Below are 20,797 nucleotides of genomic sequence, written 5' to 3'. Positions count from 1 at the left end.
AATCAAGAATCAGACGACTGGTCGTGTTCGCTGCTGCTTTCCGCTTCCTGCGTGCAACGCGGCCCACGCTCCTCGTCCGGATTGCTGGTATGCAGGTAAGTCACGCTTTGGGAGCCAGTCGCCAAAAGGCGGCTTGCGAGGCTTGATGGTCGATGGTCCAGTCGTTGAAGAGGTCCGCTGCGGTTGCGCGATGTGAATGCTACTCAACAAATGGAGGCGTTTGTTTAAGTAGACGGGCAACCAAAGGGTCGAGGTAAGAATTCTAGAAGGGCAATCATGGAGGCATTTGCTCCGACAAAATTGTAAGCTGCAACCCATCTGGGAGGAAACCATGAGGTATGATCTCAATTCATCATGCATATGTGGTTGTGTTGTGCTTGCTTTGGCGGCCCCGGCGGCCGCTATCCCAGCCGCGGCGGAAGAAGCGGGCCAATGGTTCGGTCGAGCCGTTCTGGTCACCCTGTCCAGCAAGAGCGTGAAGGTGGAAGACCGGGCTGACCATACGGTGTCGGTCACGGAATTCGACGGCGCCGTGTTCAATGCCGACGGCAAGCCCTTCCTCGACAAAGCCCGCTATCAGGTGGTTGATCTAACGGATGCTGGCACTTCCAGCGGCGGCCACAAGACCTTCACAGAGGCCGACGGATCCAAGGTATTTGCCAAGTACGTCCTGAAAGACGCGAAGCCGAAAGAGTTCCGCGGCACCTTCGAGTTCACTGGCGGCACGGGAAAATATGCAGGAATCACGGGCCGCGGTGAGTACCACGTCGTGCTGGTCAGCGACACGGCCTTGTGGGACGAACTCCGGGGCGAGTACAAGATTCCGGCGCCGACCACGGGGAGCGCCGCGCCTCCACGGTAAACTGCGCGGCCGTCAACGCGCAAGATAAGGTGATCTTGATCGACGCAAAGCGTTAGATCGTCATCAAGGAGCCGAGAATCGTGCGCAGACACTTGAGCTTTGCCGGACATCAAAGGTGAACTAGCGTACGGGCTTTAGCCGAGGTCCGGCGCTGGCCCTTCTGCGAATTGTCCGCCCACCTCGTCGAGGTCCGGACAGCGGGGTATAGCGGACCCGATTTGCTCACGTTGAGTTCTTCGCATTTTGACCCAAAGCAAACATTCTCTCTCTACAGAGATGAAGCGGCCTCATCGATATGTCAAAATAAAATTATGGGTGTGAGTGATTTCACACACGTAGGGTGATTTACCGATTAATTTTTCGAAACTCAACTTGAGTGGTTCGCGCAAACGTCTACTAGTCGGGGAAGAGCGCAAGTGGTCGGCCTCCGGTCGAAACGTCGCGATTGACCCCTAACGGAATTCCGGAACCGCGCTACGGACCGGATGACCGTCGGCACCTCGTCGGGTAGACTGTTGCCTAAGCTCCCGAACGGGAACGGGTATGCGCATGGCCCGGAAGCTCGCCGCCATCATCGCCGCCGACGTTGTCAGCTATAGCCGGCTGATGGGTGTCGACGAGGCCGAGACCTTGGCAGCGCTCAAGACGCATCGACGAGATTTGATCGACCCGAACATTGCCGAGCACCAGGGCCGCATCGTCAAGACAACTGGCGATGGCCTTCTGATCGAATTCCCGAGCGTGATCGAAGCCGTCCAATGTGCGGTCGAGGTCCAGCGCGCGATGCAGGAGCGTAATTCGGACGTGCCGGCGGACCATCGCATCGAGTTCCGCGTCGGCATCAACCTCGGTGACATCATCATTGACGGCGACGATATTTATGGCGATGGCGTTAACGTTGCGGCACGGCTCGAAGGCCTCGCCGAAGCCAATGGGATCTGCGTAAGCAGAGTCGTACACGATCAGGTGCGCGACAAGCTGGGTCTGGGCTTCGAGGATCTGGGCGAGCGGCAGCTCAAAAACATCGCCCGGCCGGTCCGCGTCTTCCGGATTGCAACACCGGATATCGAACTGCGGACGCAATCGGCAAACCCCGCACTCGCGATACCGGACAAACCGTCGATTGCCGTACTGCCTTTCACCAACATGAGCGGGGATCCAGAACAGGACTACTTTGCCGATGGAATGGTCGAGGACATCATCACGGCGCTATCTCATTTCAAGGCGCTGTTTGTCATCGCCCGCAACTCCAGCTTCACGTACAAGGGGCGCGCCGTCGACGTGAAGGTAGTCGGGCGTGAGCTTGGAGTGCGCTATGTGTTGGAAGGAAGCGTTCGCAAGGCCGCAAACCGGGTGCGCATCACGGGACAGCTTGTCGATACCGCTACTGGCGCGCATCTTTGGGCGAACCGGTTTGATGGTGGGCTCGGCGACATTTTCGATCTGCAGGACCAGGTAACCGAGAGCATTGTCGGAGCGATCGCGCCGGCGGTTGAAAAAGCCGAGATCGAGCGCGCCAGAAGCAAGCCGACCGAGCGTCTCGACGCCTATGATCACTACTTGCGCGGTTTAGCTAAGTCTTATCAAGATGCTAGTCAGCAAGCGTGCAGCGAGGCACTGCACCTATTCAACTGCGCGATCAAGCTCGACCCAGACTTTGCGACAGCCTACGCTCGTGCCGCCTTTTGCTATGCCAATGCCAAGGCCTTTGGCTGGATTTCACTCACACCGGAAGAGGTTGCCGAGGTATCGAGGCTCGCTCAGCGAGCGGTTGAGCTAGGTAGGGATGATGCGATCGCGCTCGCTAATAGCGGATGGGCATTGGCATATGTTGTTCGCGATCTCGATCGAGGCGCCGCTTTAATCGATCGCGCGCTTGCGCTCAATTCCAATGTGGCCGAGGCGTGGGATTGCGGTGGCTGGGTAAAGAATTGGCTCGGCGAGTACGAGCTGGCGATCAAGCGCTTCACGCGTGCCATACGCCTAAGCCCACTTGATCCGTGGGTCGCACCGATGCGAGCTGGGACTGCGCATGCACATTTCTTCCTAGGTCGCTATGACGAAGCGGCATCGTGGGCGGCAATGGCGTTGCAGGACAATCCAAACTCTCAACCTCTACTTCGTATTGGCGCTGCGAGCAATGCGATGGCGGGACGGCTGGATCAAGCGCAGAAGGCGGTCGTGCGCCTGCGCCAACTCAATTCTACACTGCGGGTTTCCAACCTCAAAAACGTGCTGGGACCTTATCGGCGTGCCGAAGACATCTCGCGATACGAAGAAGGATTGCGGCGAGCCGGGCTCCCCGAATGATACCGCTGGAGGAAGGAAGCGTTACCTTGGCCGATTCTGTCGAGACTTCAGTGAGCGACCGGATGTCGCCAATTGGCACATAGCACCGTTTCGTTGCCATGCGGCAGTACGTCGGCTATCGGGGACATAGCGGACTCTGGCGCGGCGTCAGCCCCGCAAATTGATGAGTTCACTGGTGAAGATTCTGAAGCCGCCGGGGTCGTAGGCGCCACCACGTTTGCTGTCATCATCCGCCAACGCGTCGCGCGAATGCGCGCCCGATGACAGGCTCCGGCGGATGAGTACGCCGCGGCAGCAGTGACGTGCCACGTGGCGGCACGGAGTACTGGATGCCCCGCCGGAGCCTGTCATCGGGCTCGCCGAAGGCGAGACCCGGTGGCGGGGCATGACGGGTTAGGACTTGACCGGCGCCGGCGGTCCATACGGCTCGGCCACGGCCCCCTCCTCCACCTTCTCCCGGTCTCCCGCCAGCACGCGCTGCACGCTGACGAAGAACACCGGCACCATCAATAGGGCCAGGATCACCACCGCGATCATGCCGCCCATGACGCTGGTGCCGAGCGCCTGCTGGCTGGCGCCGCCGGCGCCGGTGGCGATCGCCATCGGCAAGACGCCGCAGACGAAGGCGAGGCCGGTCATCAGGATCGGGCGGAAGCGTAGCGAACAGGCTTCGATTGTCGCCTCGATCAACGGCTTGCCCTGCGCGCGCAGATCCTTGGCGAATTCGATAATGAGGATGGCGTCCTTGGCCGCGAGGCCAATGATGGTGATCAGGCCGACGGTGAAATAGACGTCGTTCGGCAGGCCGCGCATCGTGGCTGCAATCACCGCGCCGCAGATGCCGAGCGGCACCGTCAGCAGCACGGCGAGCGGAATGGTCCAGCTTTCGTAAAGGGCGGCGAGCAGCAGGAACACCACCAGCACCGACAGGCCAAGCAGGAACGGCGCCTGCGAGCCCGACAGCTTTTCCTGCAATGATTGCCCAGTCCATTCGAAACCGAAGCCGCGCGGCAGCTTGCCCGCGAGCCGCTCCATCTCCGCGAGGGCGTCGCCGGACGTGAAGCCGGGCTTGGCTTCGCCGGAGATGCGCACGGCGGGATAATAGTTGAAGCCCGCGATCTGGGTCGGCCCCTTCGACCACTGCACGGTGGCGAAGGCTGAGAACGGCACCAGCTGGCCGCGGCTGTTCTTGACGTTGTAATTGAGAATGTCGTCGGCGTTCATGCGGCTGGCGCGGTCGGCCTGCACGATCACGCGCTGCATGCGCCCACGGTTCGGGAAGTCGTTGATGTAGTTCGAGCCGAGATTGGTCGAGATGGTCTGGTTGATGTCCTCGAAAGTGACGCCGAACGCGCCGGCCTTTTCGCGGTCGATCATCAGATTGACCTGCGGCGCCGGCGGCAGACCCTCGACATAGACCTTGTGCAGCACCCGGCTGGCATTGGCTTCGGCGATCAGGCGATCGGCGGCGGCGACCAGCGCCGGATAGCCCTTCTGCCCGCGGTCCTGCAGGCGGAACGAGAAGCCCGAGGAATTGCCGAGATTGTCGATCGGTGGCGGCTGCAACGCCGAAATCTTGGCGTCGCGGATCGACAAGAGATCGCGGTTGATGTCGGCGACGATGGCGGCAGCGGAATCCCTTTTGCCCCGTTCCGACCAGTCCTTCAGCGTGATGAAGGCCTGCGCGGTGTTCATGCCCTGGCCGAGGAAACTGAAGCCGGTGAGGAAGGTGACGTCCTCGACGCCAGCGCGCTCGCGCAGGTATTTTTCGACCTGCTCGACCGCCGCCTCGGTGCGGGCATAGGAGGAGTCCGACGGCGTCTGCACGTCGGTGGTGATAAAGCCCTGGTCGTCGACGGGCAGGAAGCCGCCGGGCAGCCGGACGAAGGCCCAGCCGAGCCCGATCAGCAGCACGGCGTAAATCAGCATCAGGCGCCCGGTGCGCTTCAGCGAACCCTTCACGGTACGCGTATAGCCGCCGCGGCTGCTCTCCAGCACGCGGTTGAACCAGCCGAACACGCCCGTGCGCGCATGGCCGTGGCCGGCTTCGACCGGTTTCAAGAGTGTCGCGCACAAAGCCGGCGTCAGCGACAGCGCCATCAGCGCCGAGAAGGCGATCGCCGAAACCATGGTGACCGAGAACTGGCGGTAGATGATGCCGACCGACCCCGGGAAGAACGCCATCGGCACGAACACGGCCATCAGCACCAGCGTGATGCCGATGATGGCGCTCGTGATCTGCGACATCGCCTTGCGGGTGGCCTCCTTCGGCGGCAGGCCCTCCTCCGCCATGATGCGCTCGACGTTCTCGACCACGACGATGGCGTCGTCGACGAGGATGCCGACCGCCAGCACCATGCCGAACATGGTCAGCATGTTGATTGAATAGCCGGCCGCCATCAGCATCGCACAGGTGCCGAGCAGCGCCACCGGCACCACGATGGTCGGGATGATGGTGTAGCGGATGTTCTGCAGGAACAGGAACATCACGATGAAGACCAGCACCACCGCTTCGATCAGCGTCATCAGCACCTTGTTGATCGAGGCCTTGACGACGGGCGTGATGTTGTAGGGGATTTCGTAGCCGATATTGGCCGGAAAGAACTTCGATAGTTCCTTCATCTTGGCTTCGACGGCGCTGGCGGTGGCGAGCGCATTGCCGGTCGGCGACAGCAGCACCGAGAGGCCCGCGGTCGGCTTGCCGTTGAGTCGCGTGTTGAACTGGTAGCTGAGCCCGCCGATCTCGATGCGCGCGACGTCGCGCAGCCGCACCGTCGATCCGTCCGGATTGGCGCGCAGCGTGATCGCGCCGAACTCGTCCGGCGAAGAAAGCTGGCCCTTGACCAGCACCAGGGCGGAAATCTTCTGTTCCGGCGTGCTCGGCTCGGCGCCGACGCTGCCGGAGGCGACCTGGGCGTTCTGCGCGGTGATCGCCTTGTTGACGTCGTCGGCGGTGAGGCCGTAGCCGACGAGTTTGGCGGGATCAACCCAGATCCGCAGCGAACGCTCGGTGGAATAGAGCGTGGCGCGGCCGACGCCGGGAATGCGCCTGATCTCGCCGAGCACGTTGCGGATCATGAAATCGCCGAGGCCGATTTCATCGAGCGAACCGTCGGTCGAGTTCAGCGTGATGATCTGCAGCACGGCGGAGGAAGCTTCCTCGACCAGGATGCCCTGCTGGATCACCGCGCGCGGCAGCCGCGCCTCGACGCGCTTGAGACGGTTCTGCACTTCGACCGAGGCGGCGCCGGTCTCCGTGCCGGGCACGAAGTTGGCGATGATTTCGACCTGCCCCAGCGAGTCGGAGGTGGATTCGAAATTGAGAATGCCGGAGGCGCCATTGAGCTCCTCCTCGATCAGACGGGTGACGCTATTGTAGAGGTTTTCAGGCGACGCGCCGGGATAGCTGGTCGAGATCGAGATCGAGGGCGGCGCGATGATCGGATATTGCGCTACCGCCAGCAGCGGAATCGAGATCGCGCCAACCAGACAGATGAAAAGCGCGACGACCCAGGCGAAGATTGGCCTGTCAATGAAGAAGCTAGGCATCTATCGATCTCAACGCGACGTGTGCGTCGCCAGTGAGCCCGATACTGCACCAACCGAGGCATCCGCATCGATCCACGACTTCGCCTTGACCTTGTCGCCTGGCACGAACTTCTGGAACCCGTCGACGACGACGCGGTCTCCCTCCTTCAGGCCCTCGCTGATCAGCCAGACGCCGTCCTGTGCCGGGCCGGTGCGGACCGCCTGCGTCGCCACGCGGCCGTCATCCTTGACCACGAAGACTTCGCTGCCGCCGCCAGCATCGCGCTGGATCGCCTGCTGCGGCACGGCGATGGCGTCGGAATCGATACCCTGCTCGATCAGCACACGGACATACATGCCCGGCAGCAATTCACGATTTGGATTCGGGAACTGTCCGCGCAGCGTGACCTGCCCGGTATAGGCATCCACTTTGGCTTCGGAAAACAGCAGTTTGCCGGCGATCGGATAAACGGTTCCGTCGTCGAGCACGAGGCGGACCTTGGCCACGTCGGGCGCGATGCGGTCGAGATCGCCGCTTTCGAGGGCGCGGCGCAGCTTGTTCATCTCCGAGACTGACTGGGTGAAGTCGGCGTAGATCGGATCGAGTTGCTGGATCGTGGCGAGACTGGTGGTCTCGTTCTGCACCACCAGCGCGCCTTCGCTCACCAGTGCCGCGCCGACGACACCGCTGATCGGCGCGCGGATCGTCGCATAGTCGAGATTGAGCTTGGCACGCGCGACTTCGGCCCGGCGGCTGCCGACCTCGGCCTCCGCCTGACGCTGGGCCGCGACGGCCTTCTCATTTTCGGCCTCGGGCGCAGCGCGCTGGCTCGTCAGCGTGGCAATTCGCTTCGCGTGCTGCGCGGCCAGATCGAGCGCTGCCACAGCCTTGTCGAGCGCCGCCTCGCTCGCCTGCAATTCGACTTCGAACGGCTTGGGATCGATGCGGTACAGCGGATCGCCGGCCTTGACCTCGGTGCCCTGCTGGAACAGCCGCTCGACCACGATGCCCGAGACGCGCGCACGCACTTCGGAAACGCGGGTCGGCGCGATCCGTCCAGGCAATTCGCGGATGATAGCCCGCGACTGCGGGCGCACGGTAAAGGTTCCCACTTCAGGCTCAGCGACAGGTACCGGTGCCGCGACGGCGGTCGGCTCCTTACAGCCAGCCAATAGCGGCGCCATCGCAGTCAACATCAAAACGATGCATGCCGATTGCGTTCGAAGTCCGGACATTGAAAGCATTGCCCCAGTTCAGGTTGGAAAGCGCGAATTGAGTATTCGCGACGTGTAGTGGGAGGTATTGGAACTCACGGTTGATGGAAGATAGGATAAGGACAGCCTATTGCGATGCAATACGCTGGCGTGGCGGCCCAATGCCACACGACGCTATCGTGCTGAATTCCCGCGTGTTTTCATAGACTCACTCGATTGTGAGCCGGTTCCATCGCCGCCTTTGGGCAGCGACTGCCATGAAAGCATGTCATTTGGCTGCATGAGATTGCAGCAGATGCCGAATCGCGAGCCAACAGGCACGATTTGGTTAATCGCGGCCTAATCGGCCGCGTTCATCCGATACTGGCTGACGCCCCACTCGCTGCCGTCGGCGTAGCCGAACAGGCCCGCGGTGGCGAGCAGGAACCAGCGCCAGCGCCGCATCCATAGCGCGGACTCGCCGCCATAGACCTTGCGAAGCACGCGCTCGACCTCGTCGCGACGGGAATCGAAGTTTGCCAGCCAATCGTGCGCGGTGCGCTGATAATGCACGCCGCTCCAGCGCCATTCCTTCTCGACCCCGAAGACGTCTGCATATTGCCTGATCAGATGATGGCTCGGCATCACGCCGCCGGTAAAGAAATGCTGCGCGATCCAGTCCTCGCCGTCGGCGCGATCGAACAGATAGGCGCCGGAGCGGTGGGTGAAGATGTGCAGGAAGAAGCGGCCGTCGGGCTTCAGCCATGCGCGCAGCCGGACCATCAATTCGCGCCAGTTCATCATGCGCTCGAACATCTCGATCGCGAGGATGCGGTCGTACCGCGCTTCCGGCGCAAACAGGTTCACGTTCGAAGTGATGACGCGCAGATTGGACAGGCCGCGCTTTGCGGCTTCGCCCTCGATATATTCGCGCTGCGCATCCGAGTTGGAAACCGCCGTAACCTGGGAATGCGGGAACTGCCGCGCCATCCACAGCGACAGCGCCCCCCAGCTGCAGCCTAGTTCGAGGATCGACTGCCCATCGGCGAGATCGGCATGCTCCACCGTCTGGCGCAACGCCTCTTCCTCGGCTTCCTGTAATGTCGACGCCGCCTCCTTGTAGAAGCAGCAGGAATATTTCCGGTTAGGGCCGAGCACATGGGCGAAGAACGGAGCCGGCAACTCGTAACGCTGGGCGTCGGCCCCGTCGACGTATTCGGTGATCGCACGCGCCGCCATTTCGTCGGCCAGCCAGGCGTCGCTTTCCGCATTTCCGGTGGCGAGCCTGGTGGCGGTGCGTGAGCACAGCCGCTGGATCGCGGCCCGGATAATGGCATCAGGCAGCGGCACCCGCTCGGCGGTAACCATGATGGTGGAGACGAAGCTCATGACCACTCCCTCCGCTTTGGCACGATCCTTTCGAAAACAGGTCTCACTTTTGTGCTGACGCGACCCTCCGGACTGGAATCAGGCTGGCGATGGCCGCGGGAAGAACCGGCCGATTCGCAACTGGCAGTCGCAACGGCGCCATGGCCGGGCAGCGGGCGGGCAGCCGACTCGGCCGGGGTTGCCGGTTCGCTGTTGCCCCCACCCAGGCGCCCGGTGCCGAAAGCAATGCAGCAATGGTCACCAGCGCCTCGAGATATAAGCCCGTCATGAAAAATCCCGGTTGGACATCGAGCAGTTCCAAAATACGCTGATGTCAAAGCCTGGTTTTAGGAAGAGGTTCCGCCATCATCTGCCCGAAATCTCGGCTTCCAGCTTTTTTCTCCGGCCCGCTGTGCCATATTGGCCGCCAGTCCGGCTTTGGTAATGGATGACACCCCGCAAATGCCCTCAGGCCACTCCTCCCGCTCCGAAATGGAGATCGAACTGAGCAAACTGTCCTCGCCCCGGATCTTTTTGGTGCGGATGCTGGTGTTCCTGGTGCTGTGCACGCTGATCACGATCGTGCTCTACAAGCAGATCATCGCGGCGTTCTTTGCCAATCCCGGCCTCAACGCCCTGATCGGCGGGGTCCTGCTGATCGGCATCATCCTGTCGTTCCGGCAGGTCATCCGGCTCTATCCGGAAGTAGCCTGGGTCAACAATTTCCGCATCGCCGACCCCGGGCTGGCGATCGACCGGCGTCCGAAGCTTCTGGCGCCGATGGCGGCGATCCTCGGCGGCGAGCGCTCGGGACGGATGACGATCTCGCAGCAGACCATGCGGCACCTGCTGGATTCGATCGCGACGCGGCTGGACGAAGCCCGCGACATCTCCCGCTACATGACGGGCTTGCTGGTGTTTCTCGGCCTGCTCGGCACCTTCTGGGGCCTGATCGAAACCGTCGGCTCCGTCGGCAAGGTGATCGAAGGCTTGAAGGTCGGCGGCGACTCCGGCGCCCTGTTCGATACCCTGAAGGACGGGCTGGCGGCGCCGCTCGGCGGCATGGGCATTTCGTTCTCGTCCTCCCTGTTCGGCCTCGCCGGCTCCCTGATCCTCGGCTTCCTCGACCTGCAGTCGAGCCAGGCGCAGAACCGCTTCTATACCGACCTCGAGGACTGGCTCGCCTCCACCGTGCGCGAATATGGCGATGGATCCGGTATGGGCGGTGAAATACAGCATGCGATGGAGCGCATCCGCGCGGTAGTGGAAGAAAGCGGCGGCAGCCGCAGCACCACGGCGGCGATGGCCAATCTCGCGGAGGCCATTCAGGGTCTGGTCGCGCATATGCGCACCGAGCAGCAGATGATCCGCGAATGGGCCGACGGCCAGGGCGAGCAGAACCGCGAGATCAAGAAGCTGTTGGAGCGGATCGCCAAGCAGCCCGAGAAGAGCTGAAGTGGATGTCCCGGACGCGACGCAGCACACCAGTGATGCGGTAGAGCCGGGACCAACTGCGAGTAGGTTCCGGCACTGCGGCGCGGTGTTTCACGCCGCACTGCGTCCGGGACACGATATCGGAGACAATAAATGGCCCTCGCCCGTGCCCGCCGCAATGAATCCGGTTTCAACTACTGGCCGGGATTCGTCGACGCGCTGTCGACGCTGGTACTGTCGATCGTGTTCCTGCTGTCGGTGTTCCTGGTGGTGCAGTTCTTCCTGTCGCAGGAAGTCACCGGCAAGGACAAGGCGCTGGAGCAGCTCAACGCCAAGATCGCGCAGCTCAACGACCTCTTGTCGCTGGAAAAGCTCGGCAAGATCGCGCTCGATGACCAGGTCTCGCAACTGCGCGCCGGCCTTGCCGCCGCGGAAGGCGAACGCGACCGCGTCAAGGGACTTTACGAGGGGCTGGCCGGCGCCGGCGGCGACGCCCAGGGCCGCGCCAGCGAGCTCAACAAGGCGCTCGAATCCGAAAAAACCGTCTCCTCGCGCGCACTCGCTCAGATCGAGGTGTTGAACCAGCAGATCAGCGCGCTGCGCCGCCAGCTCGCCGCGCTCGAGGAGGCTCTGGAAGCCTCCGAGAAGCGCGACAAGGAATCGCAAGGGAGGATCGCCGACCTCGGCCAGCGCCTGAACGTCGCGCTGGCGCAGCGCGTGCAGGAATTGTCGCGCTACCGTTCGGAATTCTTCGGCCGCCTGCGCGCCATCCTGGGCAATCGCCCCGACATCCGCATCGTCGGCGACCGTTTTGTCTTTCAGTCGGAAGTATTCTTTGACACCGGTCAGGCATTGCTGCTGCCCGAGGGCCGTGCCGAGCTGGATAAACTTGCAACGGCGCTGATCGATCTGGACAAGCAGATTCCGAGCGAGATCGGCTGGGTGCTGCGGGTCGACGGCCACACCGACATGCGGCCGATCAACTCGCCGCTGTTCAAGTCGAACTGGGAATTGTCGTCGGCCCGCGCCATCTCCGTGGTGCAATATCTGGTCTCGCTCGGCGTGCCCGCGCAGCGGTTGGTCGCCGCCGGTTTCGCCGAATTCCAGCCGCTGGATTCGGCCCCCAACGAGGACGCCTACAAGCGCAACCGCCGCATCGAGCTGAAGCTGACGGAACGGTAGTGGCTGCAAATTTCACGCTTCGTCCCTATCGCGTCGAGGACGAAGACACAGCGATCGAATTGTGGCGGTTAACGTGGCAACACGCCTACCCTTCGATTGATTTCACCACGCGCGTGCCGTGGTGGCGCGAGCGCTGGCGCAATGAACTGGTAGCGAACGCCCAGATCGTCGTCGCCGAACAGGCACAAGCCCTGATCGGTTTTGTGACCATCGACGGACGAGGTTATCTCGATCAGCTCGTAATCAGCCCGGATCGCTGGGGCTCGACGCTTGCGACGGCATTGGTCGATGAAGCCAAGCGGCTGTCGCCCAATGGCGTGACACTGCTGGTCAACAAGGACAACGGTCGGGCCATCCGCTTTTACGAGCGCAACGGCTTTCAACATGCCGGCGAGGACGTGAATCCGACGTCGGGAAGGCCAGTACTGAAAATGGCATGGCGACCGTGACGTCGGTCACGGCCCTGACGGGCTGGATCCTTTAGCCGCTTGGGCGGTTACAGGCTCAAGCCCTGCGGAGGCGATCCGATGACGCTGGCCGAATTTGCCAAGGGTTCTGCGACGTTCCTGGTCGTGATCGTCGCCGGGTTGCTGTCGACCGTCTACGTGGATCGTCAATTTGCGGCTGGCGCCGCGCGTTCGGACGCACCGCCTGCCTCGACTGCCGCCTGCGTCAGCGCGGATGGCGGTTGGAAAAATTGGCCGTGGCCGAACGTACCGGCGCTCTCGCCAAAATGCCGCGAGGACGCCAGGCCACACAGCTAGACGCCGCGAATGAGCACCCCCGCTGTCAACACGACATAGGCGATCGCCAGCACGTCAAACGCGCGCGATGGGGTGATGATGGGTATCGAGACATGGGCGTAGCGCACGAGCAGCGCGCAAACCGCGAGAATGAACGAAATCAGGAAGATAACAACCGAGGGAGGCGTCAGGGCAAAACCACCGCGGCGAAAGGGCATAATCATCTCCTGTTGAATGGACCGGACAAAAGCACAGCGTTGCAACAACAGGACGACGGTTTGAGTTCCCGCCAAATCGGCTACACGCCCTCGAATTGCAGCCTCGCCAATCGCGCGTAGAGTCCGTTTGCTGCAACCAGCTCGGCGTGCGTGCCCTGTTCGACGATCCGGCCCTGGTCCATCACCATGATGCGGTCGCAGGACAAGACGGTCGCGAGGCGATGGGCGATCACGAGCGTGGTGCGATGGCGCATCAGTTCTTCCAGCGCGGTCTGCACCAGCGTTTCGCTTTCGGCATCGAGCGCGGAGGTTGCCTCGTCGAGCAGCAATAGCGGCGCGTCGCGCAGGATCGCGCGGGCGATCGCGATGCGCTGGCGCTGGCCGCCGGACAGCGTCACGCCGCGCTCGCCGAGCTGAGCCTCGAAGCCGCCGGGCAGGCGGCGCAGGAATTCGGTGGCGTGCGCCAGATCGGCGGCGCGCTCGACTTCGGCATCGCTCGCATCCGGACGGCCGAAGCGGATGTTTTCGCGCGCACTGGCCGCGAACACCACCGAGTCCTGCGGCACCAGCGCAATCCGAGAGCGCACGTCGACCGGATCGGCCGATTTGACCGGCACGCCATCGAGCGAAATCGTGCCGCGCGCGGGATCGTAGAAGCGCAGCAGCAGGTGAAACAGCGTGCTCTTGCCCGCCCCCGACGGACCTACGATCGCGACCTTTTCGCCGGCCCTGACCGAAAGCGAGACGTTGTCGATCGCCAGCACGTCCGGCCGGGCCGGATAGGCGAAGCTGACATTCTCGAATCCGACATCGCCGCGCGCCGGCACCGGCAGCGCGACCGGCTGCGGCGGCGCCGTGATCTGCGATTTGACCCGCAGGATCTCGAACAGCCGCTCGGCGGCGCCGGAGGCGGCCGAGACTTCGCCCCAGACCTCGCTGAGCTGGCCGAGGCCGGTAGCGGCAAACGCCGCATACAGCACGAACTGGCCGAGCCGGCCCGGCGTGATCTGGCCGGTCAGCACGTCGTGCGAGCCGACCCAGAGGATCGCGACCACGCTGGAGAACACGATGAAGATGATGATCAGCGTCAGCACGGCGCGCGCGCGCGTCGAGCTGCGCGCCGCCTCATAGGCCTGCTCGACCTCGCCGCCGAAGCGGGTCGTCGCCATCCGCTCGCTGGTATAGGCCTGCACGGTCCTGATCGCGCCGACCAGTTCGGACGCGTAGGCGCTGGCGTCCGCCAGCGTATCCTGGGCGTTGCGCGACAGCCGCCGCACCCAGCGCCCGAAGGCAACCAGCGGAATCACGATCAGCGGGATCGCCAGCAGCACGAAACCCGACAATTTCGGGCTCGTGATCACCATCATGGCGACGGCGCCGATGAACAGCATCATGTTGCGCAGCGCGATCGACACCGACGCGCCGACCGCGGATTTGATCTGGGTGGTATCGGCCGTCAGCCGCGACACCAGTTCGCCCGAGCGCGCGGAATCAAAGAATGCCGGCGACAGCGAGACCAGATGCGCGAACACGTCGCGCCTGATATCGGCGACGATGCGCTCGCCGATTGTCATGACGAGGTAGTAGCGCGACGCGCTTGCCGCAGCCAGCACCGCGACAATGGCGATCATGACGCTGAAATAGCTGTTGATCAGGGCGATGCCTTCGGGGCTGAAGCCGAAATCGATCATGCGCCGAACCGCGATCGGCACCACCAGCGTGGTGATCGCTGCAATCGTCAGCGAGATGAAGGCAAGAGCCGCGCGTCCGCGATAGCGCGCGACGTAAGGCGCCAGCGCCAGCAACGGACGGAGCCTGGCGCTCGTCTTGGCCGGCGACTGCGTCAGCTGGGCCTCGATGAAGGCCTCTTCCTCGAGCAGGGCGTCGCGCTGTGGGGGCGCGGTTTTGACGTCTTCAAGCTGTTCCGCTGCGCTCATGAAATCCGACCGTTTTGCCGCCCCCAGATAGGCCCCGCCGTCCCCGCTGGCAAATCCGGGAGATTCCCAATCAGGAAGGATACGTAGCTTGTTTTGGCGGCCGCCTTACGTTATAGAGCCGCCCAAATCCCGTACCTATTGCCAATTGAGACGGGCGCCGGCGCGCCGAAGGATATGCCATGAAAGCCGAAATTCACCCGAATTATCATACGATTACAGTCGTGATGACCGACGGGACCGAGTACCAGACCCGCTCCACCTGGGGCAAGGAAGGCGACAAGCTGAACCTCGATATCGACCCCAAGTCACATCCGGCCTGGACCGGCGGATCCCAGCAGATCCTCGACCGCGGCGGCCGAGTGTCGCGCTTCCAGAAGAAGTTTTCGGGTTTTCTGAAGAAGGATTGAGGGTTTTCGGACCCCCTCCACTCCCGCCCAGGCATGCAAAAACGCCCCGGTTTCCCGGGGCGTTTTCGTTTGCTTTTCACCGTCGTCATTCCGGAATGGTCCGAAGGACCAGACCTCAGATGCGCAATTGCGCATCGGGGAATCTCGAGATTCTCAGATGCGCAATTGCGCACCATAGTTCGATGCTACGCATCGCCCCGGAATGACGGTTGGGATTTTCGAGAACTTACTGCTCGAACGCCGCCTTCAGGCGGTTGAGCTGCGGCACCAGCGGATTGCCGATCGGCGCACGTTCGGCCGATGGCGCGTGGATCGTGGTGTCGAGCCGGCGGACCCGCGCCTGCAGGCTCATCGAGCGTGCAATCAGATCCTGCAACGGCTGCGGCAACTTTGCGATCATGTCCTCCGGCCCGGGATCGGCGGCCGTGAGCTTGACCTTGGTCTTTTCGCGGTTGGCCTGGGTCAGCGTCATCTCGCCTTCCTTGACCGCGCGATGCAGCAGCAGCCAGGACGCGAGCTGCATCAGGCGGGTGGTGAGGCGCATGCTCTCAGTTGCGTAAGTAAGGCTGACGGAACGTTCGAGCGCCTTGGCGTCGGTGCGGCCCTCGCCGTCGAGATAGGCGGCAGTTTCCTCGACCAGATCCATGCCTTCCCGGAACAGAGTTCCGAAAGCCGCCGAATTAGTCAGCCGCTCGCTGAACAACACGAGCGCGGGTTCGCTTTGCGAACGATCCGCCATGGTTAACGCCCTCACGCCACTATTTGCCCCGCCGGCTGTGAACCCACCGGCTTATGATGAACAAATCATTGCTCGGGCGAGATCGAGAGTCCAGCGACAACCGGATTTATGGTTTCCAGCGTATGGGGGCACAAAATAGCCGCGCTGCGCACAAAAAAGAGCCGCCGTTTCCGGCGGCTTTTGAAGTTGATAACAGGGAGGCGTCAAACAGAGTGGACAGGAGCCACTCGGTGTCCAAACGAGGACAATGCCAGTCATAATCGAGAAAGCTTAATCCTTCGTAAACGAGCGATTTTCTTTAGAGATTATTTGCCATGTCGGCCAATGGCCGAGTTTTTGATTGACCTTCTTGTTAGCCCGGATCGAGCGCAGCGAAATCCGGGGCCGGGACAACCGGATCGAGCGTTCCCGGATTGCGCTGCGCTCCACCCGGGCTACACGCTGAGGGAAGTCGGCCAGTGGCCTGCCGCAGGATGAGGCCGTGGCGTATCGGTCCCTGCTCCCGTGCGCAATTGCGCACCAGGGACGGCTCGGAATGAGATCGCGTTCTAATCCTACGACTTGAAGAAGTTGTTCGCCGCATCCTTCGACGCGCGCTTCTTGGTGACGGCCTCTTGCAGCCGCGCGATCTCCGAATTCATCAGTGCGATGCGATCGGTCAATTCCTCAACCGATAGCAGCGAAAGGTCCTGGCCGATCTCGTGGGTGATTTTCTTCCGCGGCTTGTCGTCATCCTCGATGGCCATGCGTTTCTCCTTGCTCAGTGCGGTTCCCCAAGCGGTTGCCAGCCGCAGCCGGGCTGGCTAATCAGGGGCCGCCTTATTCTCAGCCTTTCGCAAGGACAAATCATGGAAAAGCTGCCCGCGCAAATGACCGTCATCGGCATCAGCAAGCCCGGTGGTCCCGAAGTGCTGTTGCCGGAAACCCGCAGCGTTCCGAAGCCTGGCCCGGGTGAGATCCTGGTCAAGGTGATGGCGGCCGGCGTCAACCGGCCCGACGTGGCGCAGCGCTCCGGCGCCTACCCGCCCCCGCCCGGCGCCAGCGACCTGCCCGGCCTCGAGATTGCCGGCGAAGTGGTCGCGCTCGGCGAAGGCGCGACCAAACACAAGCTCGGCGACAAGGTGATGTCGCTGGTGGCAGGCGGCGGCTATGCCCAATATTGCATCGCGCAGGATGCGCAGGCGATGGCGGTGCCCTCCTCGCTCTCGATCGAGGAAGCCGGCGCGATTCCGGAAACGCTGATGACCGTCTGGCACAATGTGTTCGAGCGCGGTGCGCTGAAGCCGGGCGAAACGCTTCTGATCCACGGCGGCTCGTCCGGCATCGGCACCATGGCGATCCAGCTTGCCAAGGCGTTCGGCTCGAAGGTGATCGTCACCGTCGGCTCGCAGGACAAGATCGACGCCTGCCTCAAGCTCGGCGCCGACCGCGCCATCAATTACAAGACCGAGGACTTCGTCGCCGTGGTCAAGGCAGAGACCAACAATGTCGGCGCCAACTTGATCCTCGACATGGTCGCGGGCGACTATGTCGATCGCAACTATGACGCGGCCGCGGTCGATGGCCGTATCGTGCAAATTGCAACGCTCAACGGCCCCAAGGTTAGCGTCAACATTGCCAAGGTCATGGTGAAGCGGCTGACCCACACCGGCTCCACGCTGCGCCCCCGTACTAATGCGGATAAGGCGGCGATGGTCGCCGCAATTGAGGCCAAGGTCATGCCACTATTGCGCGAAGGACGCGTAAAACCGCTGATGGACAGCTCATTCCCGCTGGAAAAAGCAGCTGATGCGCACCGGCGCATGGAGACCTCCGCACATATTGGCAAAATTGTGTTGGCGGTTTAACGGATCGAGAGCGAAGCGTGGGTGGAAACCCTTTGATTTGCTTCGCTTTCATGTCATTTATCGCGGCTACGCCGACCCGTTCGCTGGGCCGGGAGAATCGTTGGTCGCGGAGTACTGACATTGCGTCTGATCAGGTGCCTGGCGCTGCTTGCGCTGGGCCTCATGATTGTTGCGGCGGCGCCTTCGGCGCATGCCATTGACGCGGTCAGCGTCCGCAGCGACGCGCCTGCCATCGATCTCACTGCGGTGCTCGATCATCAGCGCAGCGAGACCGACCGCATCCAGGTTTCGACGGCGCCGGGAACTGACGGCATCGTCCGCCGCATCGAGGTCCGCGCCCGCGAGGGCGGACAGAACTGGGTGGTGTTCGCGCTTGCCAACAACACTGACGACCAGCTTGACCGCCTGATCGTCGCCCCGCATTATCGCATCGTGTCGTCCGGCCTATTGTGGCCCGACCTCGGCCTGTCGCGCGTTGCGACCATTACGCCATCGGTCGGCGATCGCCCCGAGCGTCAGGAAAGCGCGACCGCCGACATCTTCCGCATCACGCTCGATCCCGGCGCCGTCGTCACATTCGTCGCGGAACTGCGCACCGACAAGCTGCCGCAGCTCTATCTGTGGGAACCCGACGCCTACAAGGACAAGGTCAATTCGTTCACGCTCTACCAAGGCATCGTGATCGGCATCTCCGGACTCCTGGCCCTCGTGCTCACCATTCTGTTCGTGGTCAAGGGCAGCATCATGTTCCCCGCTGCGGCAGCGCTCGCCTGGGCGGTTCTGGTCTATATCGGCGTCGATTTCGGCTTCTGGGGCAAGGTGCTCGACATGTCGAACAACGCCGAGCGCGTCTGGCGCGCGGCGGGCGAAGCGATCCTGGCAGCGACGCTGCTGGTGTTCCTGTTCGCCTATCTCAATCTGAGCCGCTGGCATGTGCGCTATTCCCACATCACCGTTGGCTGGCTCGCCTTCCTGGGATCACTGGTGGCGCTGGCGCTGTTCGATCCTGCCGTCGCCTCGGGTATTGCGCGTATCTCACTGGTCTTGATCGCCTTCGCCGGCTTTGCGCTGATCGTCTATCTCTCGACGCATGGATTCGACCGCGCGGTGCTGCTGATCCCGACCTGGTTCCTGCTGGTGGTCTGGGTGATCGCGGCCGGCATGACGGTGGCGGGCAGCGTCACCAACGACATCGTAGGGCCCGCGCTGCTCGGCGGCCTCGTGCTGATCGTGATGCTGATCGGATTTACGGTGATGCAGCACGCCTTCGCCGGCGGCGGTGCCACCACCGGCATCGTCTCCGATGTCGAGCGCCGCGCACTGGCGCTGACAGGCTCGGGCGACCTGATCTGGGACTGGGACGTTTCCGCCGACAAGGTGTTCACGAGTCCCGAGACAGAAAGCCTGCTCGGGCTGAAGCGCGGCACGCTGGAAGGCCCGGCCGCGAAATGGCTCGAAGTGCTGCACCCGCTCGACCAGGATCGCTTCCGCGCCGCGCTCGACAGCGTGCTCGACCAGCGCCGCGGCCGGCTGGTGCAGGATTTCCGCCTGCGCACCCCCGACGGCCACTTCATGTGGTTCGCGCTGAAGGCGCGCCCGGTGGTCGGCTCCGACGGCGAGGTCTCGCGCGTGGTCGGCACGCTCACGGACGTCACCGAGATCAAGAACGCCGAAGAGCGGATGCTTCATGACTCCGTGCATGACAATCTCACCGGCCTGCCCAACCGCCAATTGTTCATGGATCGCCTCGGCGCGGTCGCCAATTTCGTCAAGAGCATGCCGACGCTGCGGCCGACGCTGATGGTGATCGACCTCGACCGCTTCAAGCAGGTCAACGATTCCGTCGGCATCGCGGTCGGCGATTCCATCCTGCTGACGCTGGCGCGGCGGCTGACGCGCATTCTCAAGCCACAGGACACGCTGGCGCGGCTGGCCGGCGACCAGTTCGGCCTGATCCTGATGTCCGAGCAGGATCCGGCGCGGATCACCGCCTTCGCGGAGACCATCCGCAAGACCATCCGCGCGCCGATCGCCTTCAACGACCGCGAGATCTTCCTGACCGCATCCATCGGGCTCGCGCTGTCGGACCCGCAGACGCAGCTAACCGAGGAGATCATCAAGGACGCCGAGCTTGCGATGTATCATTCCAAGCGCATCGGCGGCGACCGCATCGACGTCTACAAGCCGGCGATGCGCGCCCGCAAGACCGACCGCCTGACGCTGGAAAGCGAACTGCGCCGCGCCATCGAGCGGCAGGAAATCACGATCCTCTACCAGCCGATCGTGCGGCTCGAAGACCGCTCGATCGCCGGCTTCGAGGCCCTGGCGCGCTGGGACCATCCCAAGCTCGGTCGGATGTCGCCTTCCGAATTCATCACGATCGCCGAGGAAATCGGCCTGATCGTCGATCTCGGCATGTTCGTGCTGGACCAGACCGCGCGGCAGCTCTCGGTGTGGCAGCGTGCAATGCGTTCGCGCGAGCCGATCTTCGCCTCCGTCAACGTCTCCTCGCGCCAGTTGCTGCGCCACGATCTGATCCACGATATCCGCACCGTGCTGTCGCGCTCGTCGGTGGCGCGCGGCACGCTGAAACTGGAGTTGACGGAATCGCTGGTGATGGAGAATCCGGAGCACGCGGCGCAGATGCTGACGCGGATCCGCGAACTCGGCACCGGCCTGTCGCTGGACGATTTCGGCACTGGCCATTCCTCGCTGGCCTATCTGCAGCGCTTCCCGTTCGACACCATCAAGATCGACCAGTCGTTCGTGCGCACCACCAGCCGCGGCACGCGGCCGGTGATCCTGAAATCGATCATCGCGCTCGCCCACGATTTCGGCATGGACGTGGTGGCGGAAGGCGCGGAGACGGACTCGGATGCGGTCGAGCTCTATCAGCTCGGCTGCGAATACGCGCAGGGCTTCGCCTTCGGCGAACCGATGGACGCCGATGCCGCGATGCGGCTCCTGACGGAAGAACGGCTCGAGGCGGCGAGCTGATCCCGGCGCAAGCCTCCTGAAGCGCGTATCG

Annotated in this window: 16 protein-coding genes; 9 read left to right on the top strand and 7 right to left on the bottom strand. The window is 62.9% G+C overall.

Going from position 1 to position 20,797, the window contains the following annotated elements; genetic code table 11:
* Positions 1-331: 331 nt before the first annotated feature.
* The gene (locus AC0QUY_RS17480; protein ID WP_475387716.1) at positions 332-862 is read left to right on the top strand and encodes a hypothetical protein; all 531 of its coding nucleotides are present in this window, start codon (positions 332-334) and stop codon (positions 860-862) included.
* Positions 863-1,411: 549 nt separating this feature from the next.
* Entirely contained in the window at positions 1,412-3,172 is a 1,761-nt protein-coding gene (locus tag AC0QUY_RS17475) for an adenylate/guanylate cyclase domain-containing protein (protein WP_475387715.1), read from the top strand.
* 393 nt (positions 3,173-3,565) lie between these two features.
* On the opposite strand, the gene AC0QUY_RS17470 is transcribed toward AC0QUY_RS17475, so the two are convergent.
* The 3 genes from AC0QUY_RS17470 to AC0QUY_RS17460 all read right to left on the bottom strand — a co-directional run bounded on the left by AC0QUY_RS17470 (position 3,566) and on the right by AC0QUY_RS17460 (position 9,283).
* Entirely contained in the window at positions 3,566-6,721 is a 3,156-nt protein-coding gene (locus AC0QUY_RS17470; protein ID WP_475387714.1) for a multidrug efflux RND transporter permease subunit, read from the bottom strand.
* Between the two features lie 9 nt (positions 6,722-6,730).
* Positions 6,731-7,936 carry an efflux RND transporter periplasmic adaptor subunit gene (locus tag AC0QUY_RS17465; RefSeq protein WP_475387713.1) on the bottom strand — a complete coding sequence of 402 codons (1,206 nt, stop codon included), beginning with the start codon at positions 7,934-7,936 and terminating at the stop codon, positions 6,731-6,733.
* Positions 7,937-8,254: 318 nt separating this feature from the next.
* Entirely contained in the window at positions 8,255-9,283 is a 1,029-nt protein-coding gene (locus AC0QUY_RS17460) for an SAM-dependent methyltransferase (RefSeq protein WP_475387712.1), read from the bottom strand.
* A 441-nt stretch (positions 9,284-9,724) separates the two neighbouring features.
* On the opposite strand from AC0QUY_RS17460, the gene AC0QUY_RS17455 reads away from it, so the two are divergent.
* From AC0QUY_RS17455 to AC0QUY_RS17440, 4 genes are all read left to right on the top strand, one after another.
* Positions 9,725-10,717, top strand: coding sequence for a flagellar motor protein MotA (locus tag AC0QUY_RS17455; protein WP_161856234.1), 993 nt, complete (start codon positions 9,725-9,727; stop codon positions 10,715-10,717).
* 132 nt (positions 10,718-10,849) lie between these two features.
* A complete protein-coding gene (locus AC0QUY_RS17450; protein WP_475387711.1) occupies positions 10,850-11,878 on the top strand; it encodes a peptidoglycan -binding protein in 1,029 nt (342 codons plus the stop codon).
* Positions 11,878-12,327: a GNAT family N-acetyltransferase gene (locus AC0QUY_RS17445; protein ID WP_475387710.1), complete on the top strand. Its 450-nt coding sequence runs from the start codon at positions 11,878-11,880 to the stop codon at positions 12,325-12,327. Before AC0QUY_RS17450 ends, AC0QUY_RS17445 begins: the two co-directional genes overlap by 1 nt.
* Before the next feature lie 78 nt (positions 12,328-12,405).
* On the top strand, positions 12,406-12,642 hold the full coding sequence (locus tag AC0QUY_RS17440; RefSeq protein ID WP_161850175.1) for a hypothetical protein: 237 nt from the start codon (positions 12,406-12,408) through the stop codon (positions 12,640-12,642).
* Here AC0QUY_RS17440 and AC0QUY_RS17435 read toward each other — a convergent pair.
* Both AC0QUY_RS17435 and AC0QUY_RS17430 read right to left on the bottom strand, forming a co-directional pair.
* Positions 12,639-12,839 (bottom strand): hypothetical protein, encoded by a 201-nt coding sequence (locus AC0QUY_RS17435; protein WP_161850176.1) that lies wholly within the window; start codon positions 12,837-12,839, stop codon positions 12,639-12,641. The two genes, AC0QUY_RS17440 and AC0QUY_RS17435, sit on opposite strands and share 4 nt — an antisense overlap.
* Before the next feature lie 80 nt (positions 12,840-12,919).
* Positions 12,920-14,776 (bottom strand): ABC transporter ATP-binding protein/permease, encoded by a 1,857-nt coding sequence (locus AC0QUY_RS17430; protein ID WP_475387709.1) that lies wholly within the window; start codon positions 14,774-14,776, stop codon positions 12,920-12,922.
* Positions 14,777-14,955: 179 nt separating this feature from the next.
* Here AC0QUY_RS17430 and rpmE point away from each other — a divergent pair, with 179 nt between their 5' ends.
* A complete protein-coding gene (gene rpmE, locus AC0QUY_RS17425) occupies positions 14,956-15,183 on the top strand; it encodes a 50S ribosomal protein L31 (RefSeq protein ID WP_057833964.1) in 228 nt (75 codons plus the stop codon).
* A gap of 226 nt (positions 15,184-15,409) precedes the next feature.
* On the opposite strand, the gene rcdA is transcribed toward rpmE, so the two are convergent.
* Together rcdA and AC0QUY_RS17415 are read right to left on the bottom strand one after the other, a co-directional pair.
* Entirely contained in the window at positions 15,410-15,922 is a 513-nt protein-coding gene (gene rcdA / locus AC0QUY_RS17420; RefSeq protein ID WP_161850178.1) for a protease adaptor protein RcdA, read from the bottom strand.
* 554 nt (positions 15,923-16,476) lie between these two features.
* Complete coding sequence (locus AC0QUY_RS17415) at positions 16,477-16,668, bottom strand: DUF1192 domain-containing protein (protein ID WP_161850179.1); 192 nt, start codon at positions 16,666-16,668, stop codon at positions 16,477-16,479.
* A gap of 102 nt (positions 16,669-16,770) precedes the next feature.
* On the opposite strand from AC0QUY_RS17415, the gene AC0QUY_RS17410 reads away from it, so the two are divergent.
* Together AC0QUY_RS17410 and AC0QUY_RS17405 are read left to right on the top strand one after the other, a co-directional pair.
* A complete protein-coding gene (locus tag AC0QUY_RS17410; RefSeq protein ID WP_475387708.1) occupies positions 16,771-17,769 on the top strand; it encodes an NAD(P)H-quinone oxidoreductase in 999 nt (332 codons plus the stop codon).
* 120 nt (positions 17,770-17,889) lie between these two features.
* Entirely contained in the window at positions 17,890-20,766 is a 2,877-nt protein-coding gene (locus tag AC0QUY_RS17405; protein WP_475387707.1) for an EAL domain-containing protein, read from the top strand.
* Positions 20,767-20,797: the final 31 nt, after the last annotated feature.

This window comes from Bradyrhizobium sp. WYCCWR15520 (assembly GCF_056174665.1).
Note: the sequence above shows the minus strand (reverse complement) of the source record. Positions and strands in the feature narration are given on the sequence as shown.

What these genes read in the sequence shown, in the direction of transcription:
- AC0QUY_RS17475 (WP_475387715.1), top strand. Translation starts at nt 1,412, where the DNA reads ATGGCCCGGAAGCTCGCCGCCATCATCGCCGCCGACGTTGTCAGCTAT.
- AC0QUY_RS17480 (WP_475387716.1), top strand. Translation starts at nt 332, where the DNA reads ATGAGGTATGATCTCAATTCATCATGCATATGTGGTTGTGTTGTGCTT.
- AC0QUY_RS17415 (WP_161850179.1), bottom strand. Translation starts at nt 16,668, where the DNA reads ATGGCCATCGAGGATGACGACAAGCCGCGGAAGAAAATCACCCACGAG.
- AC0QUY_RS17430 (WP_475387709.1), bottom strand. Translation starts at nt 14,776, where the DNA reads ATGAGCGCAGCGGAACAGCTTGAAGACGTCAAAACCGCGCCCCCACAG.
- AC0QUY_RS17470 (WP_475387714.1), bottom strand. Translation starts at nt 6,721, where the DNA reads ATGCCTAGCTTCTTCATTGACAGGCCAATCTTCGCCTGGGTCGTCGCG.
- rcdA (WP_161850178.1), bottom strand. Translation starts at nt 15,922, where the DNA reads ATGGCGGATCGTTCGCAAAGCGAACCCGCGCTCGTGTTGTTCAGCGAG.
- AC0QUY_RS17465 (WP_475387713.1), bottom strand. Translation starts at nt 7,936, where the DNA reads ATGTCCGGACTTCGAACGCAATCGGCATGCATCGTTTTGATGTTGACT.
- AC0QUY_RS17455 (WP_161856234.1), top strand. Translation starts at nt 9,725, where the DNA reads ATGCCCTCAGGCCACTCCTCCCGCTCCGAAATGGAGATCGAACTGAGC.
- AC0QUY_RS17460 (WP_475387712.1), bottom strand. Translation starts at nt 9,283, where the DNA reads ATGAGCTTCGTCTCCACCATCATGGTTACCGCCGAGCGGGTGCCGCTG.
- AC0QUY_RS17440 (WP_161850175.1), top strand. Translation starts at nt 12,406, where the DNA reads ATGACGCTGGCCGAATTTGCCAAGGGTTCTGCGACGTTCCTGGTCGTG.
- AC0QUY_RS17450 (WP_475387711.1), top strand. Translation starts at nt 10,850, where the DNA reads ATGGCCCTCGCCCGTGCCCGCCGCAATGAATCCGGTTTCAACTACTGG.
- AC0QUY_RS17435 (WP_161850176.1), bottom strand. Translation starts at nt 12,839, where the DNA reads ATGCCCTTTCGCCGCGGTGGTTTTGCCCTGACGCCTCCCTCGGTTGTT.
- AC0QUY_RS17410 (WP_475387708.1), top strand. Translation starts at nt 16,771, where the DNA reads ATGGAAAAGCTGCCCGCGCAAATGACCGTCATCGGCATCAGCAAGCCC.
- rpmE (WP_057833964.1), top strand. Translation starts at nt 14,956, where the DNA reads ATGAAAGCCGAAATTCACCCGAATTATCATACGATTACAGTCGTGATG.